This is a genomic window from Streptomyces sp. NPDC048254, assembly GCF_043201895.1.
Classification (GTDB): domain Bacteria; phylum Actinomycetota; class Actinomycetes; order Streptomycetales; family Streptomycetaceae; genus Streptomyces.
In genome coordinates, this window is record NZ_JBICZJ010000010.1 from 15,802 (window position 1) to 32,408 (window position 16,607).

The following is a 16,607-nucleotide window of genomic DNA, read 5'->3' on the forward strand; positions in this document are numbered from 1 at the left end:
GACTCCGCGCCGGGTCCGATAGCTTCGCGCCAGGCGTCATGACTCCGCGCCGGGTCCGGCATCTCCGCGCCGGATGTCACGACTCCGCGCCCCCCTACCCCCGAGCGACCCGCACCCGGTAGTCCCCCGTCGCGTCCACCCCCAGCACCCGCGCCTCGATCCCGTGCTTCGGGTCCTTGAAGGTCTCGCCCGGGCCGAACGGGGCGTCGGAGAGTTCCGCCTGGACGTTGGGGCTGCGGGTGCAGCCGCCGGTGTCGCCGTGGGCGTCGTACACCTTGATCGGTCCGCGGCCGGTGTCGACGTTCGCGTCGACCTTGTAGATGAGGACGCCCGGGCGGCAGACCTCCTCGTCGTTGCCGCCCTTGGTGCGGACCTCCAGGGCGTAGCCGGTGCGGGCGTCGACGGGGACGAAGACCAGCTTGTGACCGCCGGCCCGGGAGAGCGGGGTCAGCGTCTGGTCGGTGGTGCCGTGGGCCGCCGCGCAGCTGACCTGGTCGGCGTCGAGCCAGCCCAGCTTCCACTTGTGCCAGGCGAGGAGGTCGTTGTCGGCGCCCCAGTCCTCGCTCATGATGTCCCAGTGCCCGACCGAGCCCCCGCCCTCCTGGGTGTAGAGGTCGGGCAGGCCGAAGACATGGCCGTTCTCGTGGGGGAGGACCCGGTAGCCGGTCTGCGGGTAGGAGCCGGAGCCGTCGTCCTGGCGGGAGTAGACGAAGGAGGCGTTGGCGACCGGGACGCCGTCGGCGACCGGGGCGTCGGAGTTGCCGGCGAAGGTCACCGACAGCACGGTGTCCAGGGCGGAGGGGCCGGCGTTCGGGGTGATCAGCACGTTCAGGAGGTCGTACGACCGGAAGTCCACGTCCGGGTCGGCGGCGGCCACGATGTCCTGGACCAGCTGCCGGTAGCCGGGGTCGAAGGGGGCGCCGCGCTCTATGCCGTACGCCGCGAACGGCTTGGGCATCCGCAGCCAGTGGTCGACAGGGGCGGCCGGCTGATAGTCGAGCTTGCCGTAGGAGGCGTTGCGGAACCAGTCCTGGGTCTGCGGGAAGAACTCGTGGTAGCGGTCGAGCGCGCTGCCCTGGCCGGGCGCGTCCGAGAAGTCGACCATCAGGGTCAGGGCGTGCACGGTGCCGGTGGAGCGGGAGTAGCCGCCCGGGGTGGGGATGCCCTCGGTCATCTGGACCTCGTGGCCGCCGCTGATCAGGCAGGGGCCGTAGGCCGAGGAGCGGGCCAGCGCGATCGGGCCGGCGCCGGCCGGCGTGGGCGCCGCCGTGAGGTGCCCGGTGCCCGCCGAGGTGCCGACCGCGAGGATCAGCACGGTCACGGCGGCGAGGGAGACCGCACGGCGGTGGCCTATCCGGCGGTTCGGGGGTATCGGGCGGCGGGGCTGCGGCTGCATGCATGGACCTTCCGCTCCACGGCAGCCGCCGGTTTCCGGCTGCACCCTTTCGATCACCCTGTGTCGACGGGGCGTTGGGCGCGCGCTGGAGAGGCCGATCGTGGGATCCGCCGCGGCAGAAGGCGTGACTCAGGTCACATGAAGTTTGGAGAAGGTGTGGAAATAACCGGGGACCCTCTCCCCGTTTAGACGTGTGTCCGCGCGAAACGGGGAGCGGATCCCCGGATCGTGGAAGCCCAGAGCATCACCCAGACCACCAGACCAGGAGTGCGCCGTGCAGACCGCGACCGCCATCCCCACCGTGCGCAAGGCGCCCCGGCCTCGCGCCGACGCTCTGCGCAACCGGGAGCGGATCGTCACCGCCGCCCGCGAGATGTTCACCGAGTACGGCCCCGACGTGCCGCTCGACGAGATCGCCCGCCGGGCCGGCGTCGGCAACGCCACGGTGTACCGCAACTTCCCCGACCGTGACGCACTCGTCCGCGAGGTCGTCTGCTCCGTGATGGACCGGACGTCGGAAGCGGCCGAGCTCGCGCTCGCCGAGAGCGGGGACGCCTTCGGGGCGCTGGAGCGGTTCGTGCACGCCTCCGCCGACGAGCGGGTCAGCGCGCTGTGCCCGATGGTCTCCAGCACCTTCGACAAGAACCACCCCGACCTGGAAGCGGCGCGCGAGCGGTGTGAGCGGCTCATCGAGCAGCTCATGGATCGCGCCAAGGCGGCCGGACAGCTCCGTCGAGACGTGGGTGTCGGCGACGTGATGATCGCCGTGGCTCAGCTCAGCCGGCCCCCGTTCGGCACCGACTGCCTGGTCGGCGACCGCTTCGTCCACCGTCTTCTGCAGCTGTTCCTGGACGGACTGCGGGCCCCGGCCTGCTCCGCCCTGCCGGGCACGGCCGTGACCATGGAGGACCTCCGCCAGGCCTGAACGACCGAGAGCGACCGCACCGTCCCGCAGGGGGCCGATCAGTTCCGGACCGAACAACGGTCCTTCATCCGCCGCGCCCCTTGATTCGCGCCGACCACCGTCTGCGCTCCACCGATCTGTTTTTCCGTAACGAACGCCGACCTTCCGTAACGAACGCCGACCTTCCGTCAAGAACGCCGACCTTCCGTCACGAACCGCCGACTTTCCATCAAGAAGCACCGACTTTCCGTCACGCATTCACGAAGTCACGAAGTGGGTACCACCATGTCTGAAACAGCCGCCAAGGCTCCAGGCGCACCGGCGCAGTCCGGTGACGCCAACCGCTGGAAAGCGCTCGTCTTCATCGCGCTCGCCCAGCTGATGGTCGTCCTCGACGCCACCATCGTGAACATCGCACTGCCCTCCGCCCAGACCGACCTGGGCATCTCCGACGGCAACCGGCAGTGGGTCGTCACGGCCTACGCCCTCGCCTTCGGCGGTCTGCTGCTCTTCGGCGGCCGGATCGCCGACCTGTGGGGTCGCAAGCGGGCCTTCGTCATAGGCCTGACCGGCTTCGCCGCCGCCTCCGCGCTCGGCGGCGCGGCGACCAGCGGCGCGATGATGTTCGGCGCCCGCGCCCTGCAGGGCGTCTTCGGCGCCATGCTCGCCCCGGCCGCGCTCTCCCTGCTCGCCGTGATGTTCACGGACGCCAAGGAGCGTGCCAAGGCGTTCGGTATCTACGGTGCGATCGCCGGTGGCGGCGGCGCCGTCGGCTTCATCCTCGGCGGTGTGCTCACCGAGTACCTGGACTGGCGCTGGACGTTCTTCGTGAACATCCCGTTCGCCATCGTCGCGGCGCTCGGCGCGTACTTCGTCATCCGTGAGCCGGAGGGCGGCCGCAACCGCAACCCGCTCGACATCCCCGGCGTGCTCCTGTCCACCCTGGGCCTGGTCTCCCTGGTGTACGGCTTCACCCGCGCCGAGTCCGACGGCTGGGGCGACGCCACCACCATCGGCCTGTTCGTCGCCTCCGTGGTGCTGCTGGTCGCGTTCGTCGTCACCGAGACCCGGGTCAAGGCCCCGCTGCTGCCGCTTCGCGTGGTCCTCGACCGCAACCGCGGCGGTATCTACCTCTCCCTCGGTATCGCGATCATCGCGATGTTCGGCACGTTCCTCTTCCTGACCTACTACCTCCAGGTCATCAAGGGCTTCTCGCCGATCAAGACCGGCTTCGCGTTCCTGCCGATGATCGCGGGCATGATGATCGGCTCCACCCAGATCGGCACCCGTCTGATGACCCGGGTCCCGGCCCGGGCACTGATGGGCCCCGGCTTCCTGGTCGCCGCGGCCGGCATGCTGGTGATGACCCAGATGGAGATCGGCTCGTCGTACGCCTCGACGATCCTGCCGGCGATGCTGCTGCTCGGTCTCGGCATGGGTACGGCGTTCATGCCGGCCATGTCCCTGGCCACGTTCGGCGTCGAACCCCGGGACGCCGGTGTCGCCTCCGCGATGGTCAACACCTCGCAGCAGGTGGGCGGCGCGATCGGCACCGCCCTGCTGAACACGATCGCCGCGTCCGCGACGACGTCGTACATCAAGGACCACATTGGCACCGCGACCTCCAAGTCGCAGCAGCAGCTGGTCCAGATGGAGGGCGCGGTGCACGGCTACGCCAACGCGATCTGGGTCGCCGTCGGCATGCTGGTGCTGGCCGCGGTGGTCGTGGTGACCTTCGTCAACGCCGGCAAGCCGGACACCACGACGGTGGCCTCGGGCGAGGGCGCGGAGGACGAGGTGGCGGTCCCGGTGGTCGCCCACTGAGCCTCTGAGCGACCTCTGAGCGACCACTGACCGGCCACCGGTCGACCGGGTACCCGCACGCGGACCTGTCCAGGGCTTCCTGAGATTCCTCAGCGGAGCCAGGGCAGGTCCGCGCCCGCTTCGTTGGGCTGCAGGCCCTCGGCGACGATCTGCATGATCTCGCCGAGGGTCTGCTGCTGTTCGGGGGTCAGCCGCTCGAACAGCGCCTGCCGTACGGCGGCCACATGGCCCGGCGCGGTGCGCCGCAGCACCTCGGAGCCCTCGTCGGTCAGGACGGCGAACTGGCCCCGCTTGTCGGAGGGGCAGTCCTCCCGGCGTACCCAGCCGTTCTTCTCCAGGCGTGCGATGGCGTGTGAGAGCCGGGACCGGGTGATCTTCGCCCCCATGGCCAGCTCGGTCATCCGCAGCCGCCGCCCGGGCGCCTCGGCGAGCCCGACGAGCAGGCCGTAGTAGATGTGCGGCATCCCCGCGTCCCGCTGGAGCTGACGGTCCAGATGGTCCTCCAGCAGGGTCGTGGCGTGCAGATACGAGCGCCAGACGTGCTGTTCGTCGTCGCTGAGCCAGCGGTGCCGTTCGGCGGTCGCGGATGTGGTTGCCGTATTCATGTATCCCACTGTACGAGGCCTCTCCTTGAAGGTTAAACAAGTGGGGCGTATGGTGTTCCACGGAAAGCTTGAGAGTTAAAACATAGGGACCATGGGGGCCCTGGGGGGTTCCCGTCCGTGGAGGGAGCCGCCGTCATGACCGCCGTCGCACAGGAGCGATCCGCCGCTGCCGGGGAGCGCATGCCCGCCCTCTATCTGAGCCACGGAGCGCCGCCGCTCGCCGACGACCCGGTCTGGCCCGGCGAACTGGCCGCCTGGAGCGCCGGTCTGCCCCGTCCCCGGGCGATCCTGATGGTCTCCGCCCACTGGGAGGAGGCCCCCCTCGCCCTCGGTGCCGTACAGACCGTCCCCCTCGTCTACGACTTCTGGGGCTTCCCCGAGCACTACTACCAGGTGCGCTACGCGGCCCCCGGCGCACCAGCGCTCGCCGAGTCCGTACGCAAGCTGCTGCGCGCCCCCGGCACCCCCGTGCAGGACATCCCGGACCGCGGACTCGACCACGGCGCCTATGTGCCCCTGGTGGAGATGTTCCCGGGCGCGGACATCCCTGTCCTCCAGATTTCCATGCCCACCCTCGACCCGGTCCGCCTGATGGAGATCGGCCGCCGGCTCGCCCCGCTGCGCGACGAGGGCGTGCTGATCGTCGGCTCCGGCTTCTTCACCCACAACCTGGCCGCCCTGCGCCACACCGGGGCCGGGGTGCCCTCCTGGTCCTCGGAGTTCGACGACTGGGGACACCGGGCGCTGGAGAAGCGTGACTGGGACGCCCTCCTCGACTTCCTCGACAAGGCCCCGGCCGGCCGCTACGCCCACCCGCGCACCGAGCACTTCGCCCCGCTCTTCGTCACCATGGGCGCGGCGGAGGCCGGCGGTGAGCTGGACGCGCAGAAGTCGGTGATCGACGGGTTCTGGATGGGGATGGCTAAGCGGTCGGTGCAGTTCGGGTGACCGGGAGGGTCGCCTACAGCGGCCGCTCGTACCAGGCCACGTCCCAGTAGCGGCCGAACTTGCGGCCCACCTCGCGGTAGGTGCCGACGTACCGGAACCCCGAAGCGCTCGTGCAGCCGGGTGGACGCCTCGTTCGGCTGCGCGATGCCCGCGTAGGCGCGGTGCAGGTCCTCGCCCGCGAGCGCCCCGAAGAGGGCTTCGTAGAGGAGCGTGCCGATGCCACGCCCGCCGGCGTCCGGGGCGACGTAGACCGTGGTCTCCACCGAGGTCCCGTAGGCGGGTTTCACGCGGTAAGGGCTGGATGTGGCGTACCCGAGAATCTCCTGTGAGTCCGCCGACGTGGCAACCATCAGCCGGTACGGGCCGTCTTCCGGGTGGGAGAGCAGCCACGCACGACGCTCTTCCGGCGTGAAGACCGCCGTGTCAAAGGTGATGGAGGTCTCACGTACGTAGTGGTTGTAGAGGTTCGTGAGGGCTTCGAGGTCCCCTTCGACTCCTGGCCTGACCTGCACCTCTGTACGTTCCGACGACATCATGTCCCCTCGGCTGGTCGCACAGGGTACTGCATGATCAGAAAAATCGGGGGGCGGCATGGGAATTCTGTCCGGATTCCAGTCGTTGTTTCCTTCGGATGCCGGGCACCCGACCAGGACGCCGGGAGTTCCAGAAGGGGACTTCCGGGGCGCCGCGAGCCGAGCGCCGAGCATCCACCGGAAGACCGAGAAGAACCGGATAGGACCACCCCGCCCGCCCACCATCGCAAGGGAGCACCGCATGGCAACCCGTGCCGTCGCCCGTCGTCAGTCCGCCACCGGCGAGACGGCCGACTCGGCAAGCAGTGTTCGCCGCGTCCATGGCGGCGAGATCGCCGACCGCGATCTGGTCGGCATGTATCTCGACGAGATCGCGCGCACACCGCTCCTCGACGCCGCCAAGGAAGTCGAACTGTCCCAGACCATTGAGGCGGGGGTGTTCGCGCGGCAGGTCCTCGACGGCGAGGAGGAGTCCGGGTCGGACGCCACCCGCGAGGAGCTGGAGGCGCTCTTCGCCGCCGGCGAGCGGGCCAAGGACGTCTTCATCCGCTCCAACCTCCGCCTGGTCGTGGCCGTCGCCCGACGGTACCCGCGCAGTGGTCTGCCCCTCCTCGACCTGATCCAGGAGGGCAACGCCGGCCTGGTGCGCGCCGTCGAGAAGTTCGACTACCGCAAGGGCTTCAAGTTCTCCACGTACGCCACCTGGTGGATCCGCCAGGCGATCACCCGTTCCATCGCCGACCAGTCCCGGACCATCCGGCTCCCCGTCCACCTGGTGGAGGAGCTGGGCCGGATCCGGCGCGTCCAGCGCGAGTTCAACCGTGAACACGGCCGCGACCCGGAGCCCGCCGAGATCGCCGCCGAGCTCGGCTCCAACCCGGAGCGCGTCATCGACGTCCTCGACTGGGCCCGCGACCCGGTGTCCCTGAACATGGCGGTGGACGACCAGGGCGAGACGCAGTTCGGCGACCTCCTCGAGGACACGTCGGCGGTCAGCCCCGAGCAGTCCGTCCTGACCCTGCTGCGCAGCGAGGAACTGGACGACCTGATCGGCCGCCTGGACCAGCGCACGGCCTCCATCATCAAGATGCGGTACGGCATCGAGGACGGCCGCGAGCGCACGCTGACCGAGGTCGGCAAGGAGCACGGACTGACCCGCGAGCGCATCCGCCAGATCGAGAAGCACGCACTGCTGGAGCTGAAGAAGCTGGCCCGCAGTACGGGGTTCGAGCCGGCCGCGTAAGGGAGGGTGACGGGGCTCGTGCGCATGGGGCTCCCGCGTCCGCGGGGGCTCGCGGGTCCGTGGGAACTCCCGTGTGCGTGCGGGTTCGCGAGCCTGGGGGCGCGCGTGGAACCGTTCACGCCGAGCGCGTGCGCTGGGTGGCGAAAGACGGCGCAAACATGGCGCTGTACCGCCGCTTCAAGGCTCCGTGTGTAGGGAACAACCATTCCGGGCCGGGGAGTTGAGGGCCCCGGCCGGGGCGGTAGTCGGCTCAGGACAGCCGGCTCGGGAGAGCAGGCTCCGGTGAGTCTGCTTCGGAGGGTCCACTGGAGGGGGGTCCCCTTGGCCAACTTGTGCCTGGCCGACTGCCGGTGGCAGCCTGCGCCGACCTCTGACGACGACGTATGACGACCCCACGTATGACGACCCCTCAGTGAGCCATGTCCCGACGCGCCATCCCCCCGGCGCCGGGACTTCCGCAGAACCGGGCTTCGGCGCCTAACCCCCCCCGGGTGCCGGAGCCCGGTTCTATTGCTGGGCGATTGCCCGGCGGATCGCCCGGCGGATTGCCCGGCGACTGTTCCGCGGTTGCTCGATACGGCTCGGCGCGCGGTCGATGCGATCGGCGCGGTCGAGGCGGTCGGCCCGTCCGTCATGGCTCGGCGAGGCTCGATCGCCGGCCATGGATCGGCGCGTTTGCCGGTCCTGTCCCTCCCCGGCATTCTGGAACGGCGGCCCACCCCGTACCTGAACCACGGGGTGAACCGCCGGATGGCAGATTCTGCCATAGCGGCATAGCCTGCCGAGGTGAGCACCCCCAGCACCACCGGCAACACCTCTCGGCAGGATCCTCCCGGTGTCTCCCTGACAGAGCGGCGCAAGGCGGAGACCCGGATGGAGATCGCCCGGGCGGCCGCGGGCCTCTTCGTACGGCAGGGCCTGCGGGCCACCCGCGCCGAGGACATCGCACACGCCGCCGGCATCGCCCCCCGCACGTTCTACCGCTACTTCGCCACGAAGGAGGAGGCGGTCGCCCCGCTCTACGCGGCGGGCGCCCGGCGCTGGGCGGAGGCCGTACGGTCGGCCCCGGCGGCCCTCTCGGTCTCCGAGGCACTCGAACACGCCGTCCACCACACCCTGACCCCCGGCGTGGGCGTCTCCGCGGCGTCCTGGGAATGGGTGCGCACCCTGATCCACCTCGCCGACACCAGCCCGGCCCTGCGCAAGGTGTGGGCGGAGGTATGCCAGTCCTCGGAAGACCTCCTGGCGACGATCCTGGCGGAGCGCACCACACCCGACAACGTTGCCCCCACTCCTCGCCTCCGTTTCACCTCGGCGGTGGCCGGCGCGGCGGTCCGGGTGGCGGTGGAGTCCTGGGCGGCGGGCACGGCGTCCCCGTCGGGCGCGGAGGGACCGGCGGCGCTGGCGCTGCGGAACCTGGGGGAGCTGCGCGGGTTCGCCTGGGGGGAGCAGGCGTAGCCGGTACGGCTGCTCAAGCCGGCTGCGGGCGGTCCTCTTGCCTCCCCAGCACCTGAGGGCCTCCAGCACCTTGAGGGGCTTTCAGCGTCTGAAGAACCCTCAGGACCTGAAGAGCCCCCGGTGTCTGAGGGGGCACCTGGCGCCCGAAGGGCCTCCGGTGTCTGAAGGGCCTCCGGTGTCTGAAGGGCTCCGGTGCCTGAAGGACCTCCGGCGTCTGAAGGACCCCCGGCGTCTGAAGGGCCTCCGGTGTCTGAAAGGCCGGGGATGCCCCAGCCTCCCGCTCACGCACCCCCACCCGCCCGAACCAGCCGACGCCCCAACTCCCTTACGCACTCCACGAGTTCCCGAGGCTCCCGCACCACGAACTCGCCCCCCGCCATCGCCAACCGCACCGCCAGCCACTCCACCGGATCCCCGCCGGCCCCCCGCACCACGCACCACCCGTCCCCTTCGTCCACCGGCGTCCCCAACCACCCCGGCACCCGGGCCCCCACCTCCTCCACCGTCCCGGCGAACGCGATCACGAACTCGTACGTCTCCTGCTGCCGTTGGATCGACCGGCGCAGATACTCCGCCGCGCTCCCCGTCGGCATCTCCCGCGGAGCGAACCGCGCCCCGGTCGCGAACGGCTCGCTCACCCGGTCGACCCGGAACGTCCGCCAGTCGTCGCGATCGAGGTCGTACGCCACGAGGTACCACCGCCGTCCCGTCGACACCAGCCGGTACGGCTCGGCCTGCCGCCGCGTCTCGCTTCCGTCCGCCGCCCGGTAGGCGAACCGCAGCCGCTCCCGCCCGGCCACCGCCGACGCCATCACGGTCAGTGTCTCCGGCGCGATACTCGCCCCGTCCCCGCTGGTCAGCGGGGTGGTCGCGGCCTGGAGCGTGGCCACCCGGTGCCGTAGCCGGGCCGGCAGCACCTGCTCCAGCTTCGCCAGCGCCCGCACCGACGCCTCGTCCACCCCCTCCACGGCATGTCCCGCCCCGGCGCGCAGTCCGACCGCGATGGCCACCGCCTCCTCGTCGTCGAGGAGCAGTGGTGGCATCGCCTTCCCGGCGACCAGCCGGTACCCGCCGTCGGCGCCCTTGCTGGCCTCCACGGGATACCCCAGTTCCCGCAATCGGTCGATGTCCCGCCGCACGGTGCGCCGGGACACCCGGAGCCGTTCGGCGAGTTCACCGCCGGGCCACTCGCGGGGCGTCTGGAGCAGAGACAGCAGCTGGAGCAGTCGAGCCGGAGTGTCTGTCGTCATGCACCAGAGGATGCCGTACTACTAGGACAGGATCTGACCTACTCGCCTCCTACGTTGACGACATGACTTCCGTTGACGACAACGTCGCAAAGGGGCGCGGGGAACTGCGCACTCAACCACGACGAACCCGCAGGCAACCCGCCACAGCGACCCCGGCGGCGCCCGAAACGTCGGCCACCCCCGGGGCACCGCACCGCTGGCTCGCCCTGGCCATCGTCATGACCGCCGCCTTCATGGACCTGGTCGACGTCACGATCGTCAACGTCGCCATCCCGTCCATCCAGCGGACCGCCCACGCCTCCTTCAGCCAGATCCAGTGGATAACCGCCGGCTACGCCCTCGCCTTCGCGGCCGGCCTGATCACCGGGGGACGCCTCGGCGACATTCACGGCCGTAAACGGATCTTCCTCATCGGCGTCGGCGGCTTCACCCTCGCCTCGGCCCTGTGCGGCTTCGCCGCCAACCCGGAGATGCTGGTCGCCGCCCGCATCCTGCAGGGCGGCATGGCCGCGATGATGGTCCCGCAGGTCCTGTCGATCGTGCACGCCACCTTCCCGGCGCACGAACGCGGCAAGGTCTTCGGCCTGTTCGGCGCGATCGTCGGCCTGGGCGCGGTCTCCGGCCCGGTGCTCGGCGCCCTCCTCACGGAGTGGAACATCCTCGGCCTCGAATGGCGCCCGATCTTCCTCATCAACCTCCCGGTCGGCATCGCGGCCCTTCTCCTCGGCCGCCGTTACATCAGCGAATCCAAGGCTCCGCACGCACTGAAGCTGGACCTCGTCGGTGTCGCCCTGGTGACCCTCGGCCTGCTGATGCTGCTCTACCCGCTGACCCGCGGCCGCCAGCTGGGCTGGCCGCTGTGGGGGTACGCGTCCATGGCGGGGGCGCTCGTCGTCTTCGGTGCGCTGGTGGCGTACGAACGCCGCAAGGCCGCCCGCGACGGTTCCCCGCTCATCGAACCGTCCCTGTTCCAGGTGAAGAGCTTCGCCGCCGGCATCGCCGTGCAGACCGTCTTCGGTGTCGCCCTCGGCATCTTCTTCCTGGTCTGGACGCTCTACATGCAGGTCGGCCTCGGCTGGACCCCGCTGCACGCGGGCCTGACCGGGGTGCCGTTCTCGATCGCCGTCTCCGTGGCGGCCGGCCTGTCCGTGCAGAAACTGGTCCCGCGCTTCGGCCGCAAGGTGCTCCAGGCGGGCGCCCTGGTGATGGGCCTCGGCGTCCTGCTCTACATCTGGGAGTCCGATCGCTACGGCCTCGCCATCGCCTCCTGGCAGATGGCCCTGCCGCTGGTCGTGATGGGTACGGGCATGGGCCTGATCGTCGCCCCGCTGACCGACGCGGTGCTGTCCGAGGTGCCCCGTGAGCACGCCGGTTCGGCCTCCGGGCTGATCAACACCGTGCAGCAGATGGGCAACGCGCTCGGCCTCGGCCTGGTCTCGGTCGTCTTCTTCGGCGTCATCGACGACCGCCTGAACCCCGCCCGGCCCGGCCCGGCCTTCGCGAACGCCTTCCAGCACGCGCTGCTCTGGGTGGCCGCCGTCATAGCCGTGATGTTCCTGCTGATGTCCGCCCTGCCGAAGCGCCCGGCGCAGCACGTGGAGGGCAGCGGCGCGCAGGAGCCGCTCCCGGCGCAGACGAAGGAGGAGGGCGTGCTCGTCCACTGAGCGCGCCCCCTGCTGAAGGGCCCGGCACCTCCCGGTGCCGGGCCCTTCAGCACGCGCGAGGGAGTCTCCCGCCAGCGTGCGCGAGGGAGCCTCCCGCGCTCCCCGCCCGCCCCTCCGCGAACCGCACGGAAGTCCGATCATGCCCGGTCGATGCCCGAACCTGTTTACTTTCCGGAAATCCGGGCGTAGCCTCCAGCGAAACCACAAGTTCGGGCACGAGTCAGACGTAGTCGGACATGGGCCGGACATCAGTCGGACGTATCTTGGAGCGGAGGCGCAGGGCATGTACGCACCGGAGCGGCAGCAGGAGATCCTCCGGCTCGCCCGTGACGGCGGCCGGGTGGACGTCGTGTCGCTCGCCGAGGAGTTCCAGGTCACCGCGGAAACGATCCGCCGCGACCTGAAAGCCCTGGACCGCGCCGGTCTGGTCCGCCGGGTGCACGGCGGTGCCATCCCGGCCGGCCGCCTCGACTTCGAGCCGGACCTCGCCGAACGCGAGTCCACCTCGGCCGACGAGAAGGACCGCATCGCCAAGGCCGCCGTCTCGGAACTGCCGACCGAGGGCACCCTGATCCTCGACGCCGGCACGACGGTCGCCCGCCTGGCCGGAGCCATCCCGCTGGAGGCGTCCCTCACCGTCGTCACGCACAGCCTGCCGATCGCGGCCCGCCTCGCCGACCACCCGGGCATCCAGCTCCATCTGGTCGGGGGGCGCGTACGGCCCCGCACGCGCGCCGCCGTGGACGCCTGGGCGCTCCGCGCGTACAGCGAGATCCGCGCGGACGTCCTCTTCGTCGCCGCCAACGGCTTCTCCGCCGACCAGGGCCTGACCACCCCCGACCTCGCCGAGGCCGCGGTCAAGCGGGCGGCCGTCGCCGCGGCCCGCCGGGTGGTCCTGCTCGCCGACTCCGCCAAGCACGGCCAGGAGCACTTCGCCCGCTTCGGCGACCTGAGCGACGTGGACCTGCTGATCACCGACAGCGGGCTGAGCCCCGAGGACGCCGCCGCCATCGAGCGCGGCGGCACGGAAGTAGTACGAGCATGAGCACCACGAACAGCGCGAGCGCGACGAACGGCACGAGCGGTACGGCCATGATCCTCACCGTCACCCCCAACCCCTCCCTGGACCGCACCTACGAGGTCCCCTCCCTGGAGCGCGGCGAGGTCATCCGCGCCACCGGCGAACGCATGGACCCCGGTGGCAAGGGCGTGAACGTCTCACGCGCCGTCGCGGCCGCCGGCCGGCGCACGGTCGCCGTGCTGCCCCTGGGTGGTGCGCCCGGCGCGCTCGTATCCGACCTGCTCGACGCGCAGGGCATCGAGGTCGCGCCGGTCCCGGTCGCCGGAGCCACCCGCTCGAACATCGCCCTCGCGGAGTCCGACGGGGTGCTCACCAAGATCAACGCGCCGGGTCCGGAACTCTCGCGGGCGGAGCAGGAGCTGCTCCTGGAGACAGTGCGCGAGCAGTCCCGCGACGCGGACTGGATCGCGTGCTGCGGGAGCCTCCCCCGGGGGCTCGCGCCGTCCTGGTACGCCGATGTGGTCGCCCAGGCGCACGCAGGGGGCGCGCGCATCGCGCTGGACACCTCGGGGCGTGCGCTGCTGGAAGCGCTGCGCGAGCGCCCGGACGTGGTGAAGCCGAACGCCGAGGAGCTCGCGGAGGCCGTCGGGCGCCCCCTGACGACAGTCGGCGACGCGCTGAAGGCGGCCGAGGAGTTGCGCGGCATGGGCGCACGCGCCGTCCTCGCGAGCCTGGGCGCCGACGGCCAGCTCCTCGTGGAGGACGAGGGCGCCTGGTTCGCGAGCGCCCGCGTGGACACCGTCCGCAGCAACGTAGGCGCCGGCGACTCCTCCCTCGCCGGATTCCTCATCGCCGGCGGCAGCGGCCCCAAGGCCCTCGCCTCCGCCGTCGCCCACGGCGCCGCCGCCGTCCAGCTGCCCGGCAGCGTCATGCCCACCCCTGCCGACCTGGACCCCACGGTGGTGACCGTCACCGACCGCGTCCCCGTCGACCGCGAACTGACGGAGCCGGTGTCATGAACGCTCGTACGACCCCGCACGCGGCCGCGCCTCTCACCGACGCCGCCCTTCTCCAACCCGCCCAGGAGCGGCGAGGTTCTTCCTTACTCACCGCGCCGACGGGCCGACGGGGCACCCTGAGCCGCCCTGCCGTCCCCGGGAGGCGGGGCTTCCCCTGCCCCGCCTCCCACCCCGCCCCCCACGGCACCCCCGTCCCCACCCTCGCCCACCCCACATCCCGGGCGACACGCGTGCATTGGAGCCCGCGATGAGCGACATGATCACCGCGGACCTGGTCGATCTCGACCTGTCCGCCGACACCAAAGAAGCGGCGGCGCGCGCCCTCGCCGAGCGCATGGTGGCCCTGGGCCGGGTGACCGACCTGGAGGGCTTCCTCGCCGACGTGGCCGCCCGCGAGGCCCAGATGCCGACCGGTCTCGACGGCGGCATCGGCATCCCGCACTGCCGCAGCGCCCACGTCACCGAGCCGACGCTCGCCTTCGGGCGCAGCGCCGCCGGCATCGACTTCGGCGCGCCGGACGGCCCCGCCGACCTCGTCTTCCTGATCGCGGCCCCCGCCGGCGCCGACGACGCCCACCTCACGATCCTCTCCTCGCTGGCCCGCCAGCTGATGAACAGCGAGTTCACGGACGCGCTGCGGTCGGCGGGCGACGCGGAGACGGCTGCGGCGCTGATCCGCGGGGACGAGACCCCCGCGAAGGGCGCGGAGGCCGCGGGCGCGAAGGGCGCTGCGAGCGCCGCTGAGGGCGCCGTGAGCGCCTCCCAGAACACCGCTGCGACGCCGGCGGCGGCCTCCGCCGGCGTCGCAGCGGCAGACACGGCGCAGGCGTCCGCCCCGGGCTCCGGCGCGGACACGACTGCCGAGCGCCCCTTCCGTATCGTCGCCGTCACCTCCTGCCCCACCGGCATCGCCCACACCTACATGGCGGCCGAGTCCCTGGAGAACGCGGGCCGCGAGGCGGGCGTCGAACTCGTCGTCGAGACGCAGGGCTCGGCCGGTTTCACCCGGCTCGACCCCGAGGTCATCGCGGCGGCGGACGGCGTGATCTTCGCCCACGACGTGCCCGTCCGCGACAAGGACCGCTTCGCCGGCAAGCCGACCGTCGACGTCGGCGTGAAGGCGGGCATCAACCGCCCCGCCGAACTGATCGGCGAGGTACGCGAGAGGGCGGCCCGCGGCGAGGCGACCTCCGGTTCCGCGCCGGCCACGCCGGTCGAACGCGCCGGGGACGCCGGCGAGGGCTACGGCACCAAGCTGCGCAAGTGGCTGATGTCCGGCGTGAGCTACATGGTCCCGTTCGTCGCGGCCGGCGGTCTGCTGATTGCCCTCGGCTTCGCGATCGGCGGGTACACGGTCAACAAGGCACCGTCGGTCATGGACCACTTCGTGTGGACCCAGGGCGACAGCTGGGCCGCGCTGCTCTTCCAGATCGGCGTGGTGTCCTTCGGCTTCCTGGTCCCGGTCCTGGCCGGCTACATCGCGTATGGCATGGCGGACCGGCCAGGTCTCGTCCCCGGCTTCGTCGGCGGCATGATCGCCTCCACCATCAACGCCGGCTTCCTGGGCGGTCTGGCCGCCGGTCTGATCGCCGGTGGGGTGGTGCTCGGGATCCAGAAGGTGAAGATCCCCACCGCGTTGCGCGGGATCATGCCGGTGGTGGTGATCCCCCTGATCTCCTCGGCGATCGTCGGATTCCTGATGTTCGTCGTGATCGGCAAGCCGATCGCCTCCGCGCAGAAGGGCATGACCGACTGGCTGAACGGCCTCAGCGGCTCGAACGCCATCCTGCTCGGCGCCCTGCTCGGCCTGATGATGTGCTTCGACCTCGGCGGCCCGGTCAACAAGGTCGCGTACACCTTCGCCACCGCCGGTATCGCGGTCTCCAACCCCAGTGACTCCGCGATGAAGATCATGGCCGCGGTCATGGCGGCCGGCATGGTCCCGCCGCTGGCGATGGCCCTGGCCACCACCGTGCGCGGCAAGCTCTTCACCGAGACCGAGCGCGAGAACGGCAAGGCCGCCTGGGTCCTGGGCGCCTCCTTCATCTCCGAGGGCGCGATCCCGTTCGCGGCCGCCGACCCGCTGCGCGTCATCCCCTCCTCGATGGTCGGCGGCGCGATCACCGGCGCCCTGTCGATGGCCTTCGGCGCCACCCTGCGCGCCCCGCACGGCGGCATCTTCGTGGTCCCGCTGATCGGCAACCCGTTCCTCTACCTGATCGCCATCGCCGCCGGTGTCTGTGTCACCACGGCCCTGGTCGTCATCCTGAAGGGCCTGCGCAAGCCGGCCTCGCAGACCCCGGAGGGCGGCTCCGCGGCCGGCCCGGCCGCCACCGCGAAGGAGACCAAGCAGCCCGTCGCGGCCTGATCACCCGCACCCTCTTGTCCCTTTGATTCGCTGTGAGTTGTTCACGGCACCTGCGAGATACGTCACGGTCCGGGACCAAAGTCCCGGACCGTGGTGTGTACTGGGGCGCATGTCTGAGCACGTCGCGCCCCTCCAGCTGATCGGAGTGACCGCCCTCGCCCTGGCGACCGTCGCCTGGGTGGTCGTCCTGATGCGCGTGCTGCGCCACACCCGCCGCGAGGCCACCGCCTGGCACACGGCCCGCGTCCTCCCCGGCCACCCGCACCCGCTACAGGCCGGCCCGCCACGGGAGTCCGTGGAACTCACCCCCGCCGAACAGGACGCCTTCGCCGGCCTGGTACGCCGACTCGGCGGCCGCTGAGGCGCGGTGGGCG

Annotated in this window: 13 protein-coding genes and 1 pseudogene; 10 read left to right on the forward strand and 4 right to left on the reverse strand. The window is 71.3% G+C overall.

What is annotated here, in order from left to right:
- Positions 1-94: 94 nt before the first annotated feature.
- Entirely contained in the window at positions 95-1,396 is a 1,302-nt protein-coding gene (locus ACGFZQ_RS26915; protein ID WP_393842473.1) for a M6 family metalloprotease domain-containing protein, read from the reverse strand.
- 274 nt (positions 1,397-1,670) lie between these two features.
- Here ACGFZQ_RS26915 and ACGFZQ_RS26920 point away from each other — a divergent pair, with 274 nt between their 5' ends.
- Positions 1,671-2,321: a TetR/AcrR family transcriptional regulator gene (locus ACGFZQ_RS26920; protein WP_393842474.1), complete on the forward strand. Its 651-nt coding sequence runs from the start codon at positions 1,671-1,673 to the stop codon at positions 2,319-2,321.
- Between the two features lie 264 nt (positions 2,322-2,585).
- Positions 2,586-4,124, forward strand: a complete 1,539-nt coding sequence (locus ACGFZQ_RS26925; protein ID WP_351739097.1) for an MFS transporter — start codon at positions 2,586-2,588, stop codon at positions 4,122-4,124.
- Between the two features lie 89 nt (positions 4,125-4,213).
- On the opposite strand, the gene ACGFZQ_RS26930 is transcribed toward ACGFZQ_RS26925, so the two are convergent.
- The gene (locus ACGFZQ_RS26930) at positions 4,214-4,729 is read right to left on the reverse strand and encodes a MarR family winged helix-turn-helix transcriptional regulator (protein ID WP_393842475.1); all 516 of its coding nucleotides are present in this window, start codon (positions 4,727-4,729) and stop codon (positions 4,214-4,216) included.
- Between the two features lie 135 nt (positions 4,730-4,864).
- On the opposite strand from ACGFZQ_RS26930, the gene ACGFZQ_RS26935 reads away from it, so the two are divergent.
- Positions 4,865-5,677: a dioxygenase gene (locus ACGFZQ_RS26935; RefSeq protein WP_393842476.1), complete on the forward strand. Its 813-nt coding sequence runs from the start codon at positions 4,865-4,867 to the stop codon at positions 5,675-5,677.
- A gap of 13 nt (positions 5,678-5,690) precedes the next feature.
- Here ACGFZQ_RS26935 and ACGFZQ_RS26940 read toward each other — a convergent pair.
- Positions 5,691-6,210, reverse strand: a pseudogene (locus ACGFZQ_RS26940) (GNAT family N-acetyltransferase).
- Positions 6,211-6,451: 241 nt separating this feature from the next.
- On the opposite strand from ACGFZQ_RS26940, the gene ACGFZQ_RS26945 reads away from it, so the two are divergent.
- Positions 6,452-7,453, forward strand: a complete 1,002-nt coding sequence (locus ACGFZQ_RS26945) for a sigma-70 family RNA polymerase sigma factor (protein ID WP_351712267.1) — start codon at positions 6,452-6,454, stop codon at positions 7,451-7,453.
- 873 nt (positions 7,454-8,326) lie between these two features.
- On the forward strand, positions 8,327-8,911 hold the full coding sequence (locus tag ACGFZQ_RS26950; protein ID WP_351739212.1) for a TetR family transcriptional regulator: 585 nt from the start codon (positions 8,327-8,329) through the stop codon (positions 8,909-8,911).
- A 281-nt stretch (positions 8,912-9,192) separates the two neighbouring features.
- On the opposite strand, the gene ACGFZQ_RS26955 is transcribed toward ACGFZQ_RS26950, so the two are convergent.
- A complete protein-coding gene (locus ACGFZQ_RS26955; protein ID WP_351739090.1) occupies positions 9,193-10,161 on the reverse strand; it encodes a YafY family protein in 969 nt (322 codons plus the stop codon).
- 218 nt (positions 10,162-10,379) lie between these two features.
- On the opposite strand from ACGFZQ_RS26955, the gene ACGFZQ_RS26960 reads away from it, so the two are divergent.
- The 5 genes from ACGFZQ_RS26960 to ACGFZQ_RS26980 all read left to right on the forward strand — a co-directional run bounded on the left by ACGFZQ_RS26960 (position 10,380) and on the right by ACGFZQ_RS26980 (position 16,594).
- Positions 10,380-11,825: an MFS transporter gene (locus ACGFZQ_RS26960; RefSeq protein WP_393842785.1), complete on the forward strand. Its 1,446-nt coding sequence runs from the start codon at positions 10,380-10,382 to the stop codon at positions 11,823-11,825.
- 283 nt (positions 11,826-12,108) lie between these two features.
- Positions 12,109-12,870, forward strand: coding sequence for a DeoR/GlpR family DNA-binding transcription regulator (locus tag ACGFZQ_RS26965; protein WP_393842477.1), 762 nt, complete (start codon positions 12,109-12,111; stop codon positions 12,868-12,870).
- 47 nt (positions 12,871-12,917) lie between these two features.
- Positions 12,918-13,865 (forward strand): 1-phosphofructokinase, encoded by a 948-nt coding sequence (gene pfkB / locus ACGFZQ_RS26970; protein WP_393842786.1) that lies wholly within the window; start codon positions 12,918-12,920, stop codon positions 13,863-13,865.
- A gap of 247 nt (positions 13,866-14,112) precedes the next feature.
- Complete coding sequence (locus ACGFZQ_RS26975; RefSeq protein ID WP_393842478.1) at positions 14,113-16,233, forward strand: fructose-specific PTS transporter subunit EIIC; 2,121 nt, start codon at positions 14,113-14,115, stop codon at positions 16,231-16,233.
- A 109-nt stretch (positions 16,234-16,342) separates the two neighbouring features.
- Positions 16,343-16,594 carry a hypothetical protein gene (locus ACGFZQ_RS26980; protein WP_393842479.1) on the forward strand — a complete coding sequence of 84 codons (252 nt, stop codon included), beginning with the start codon at positions 16,343-16,345 and terminating at the stop codon, positions 16,592-16,594.
- Positions 16,595-16,607 lie beyond the last annotated feature (13 nt).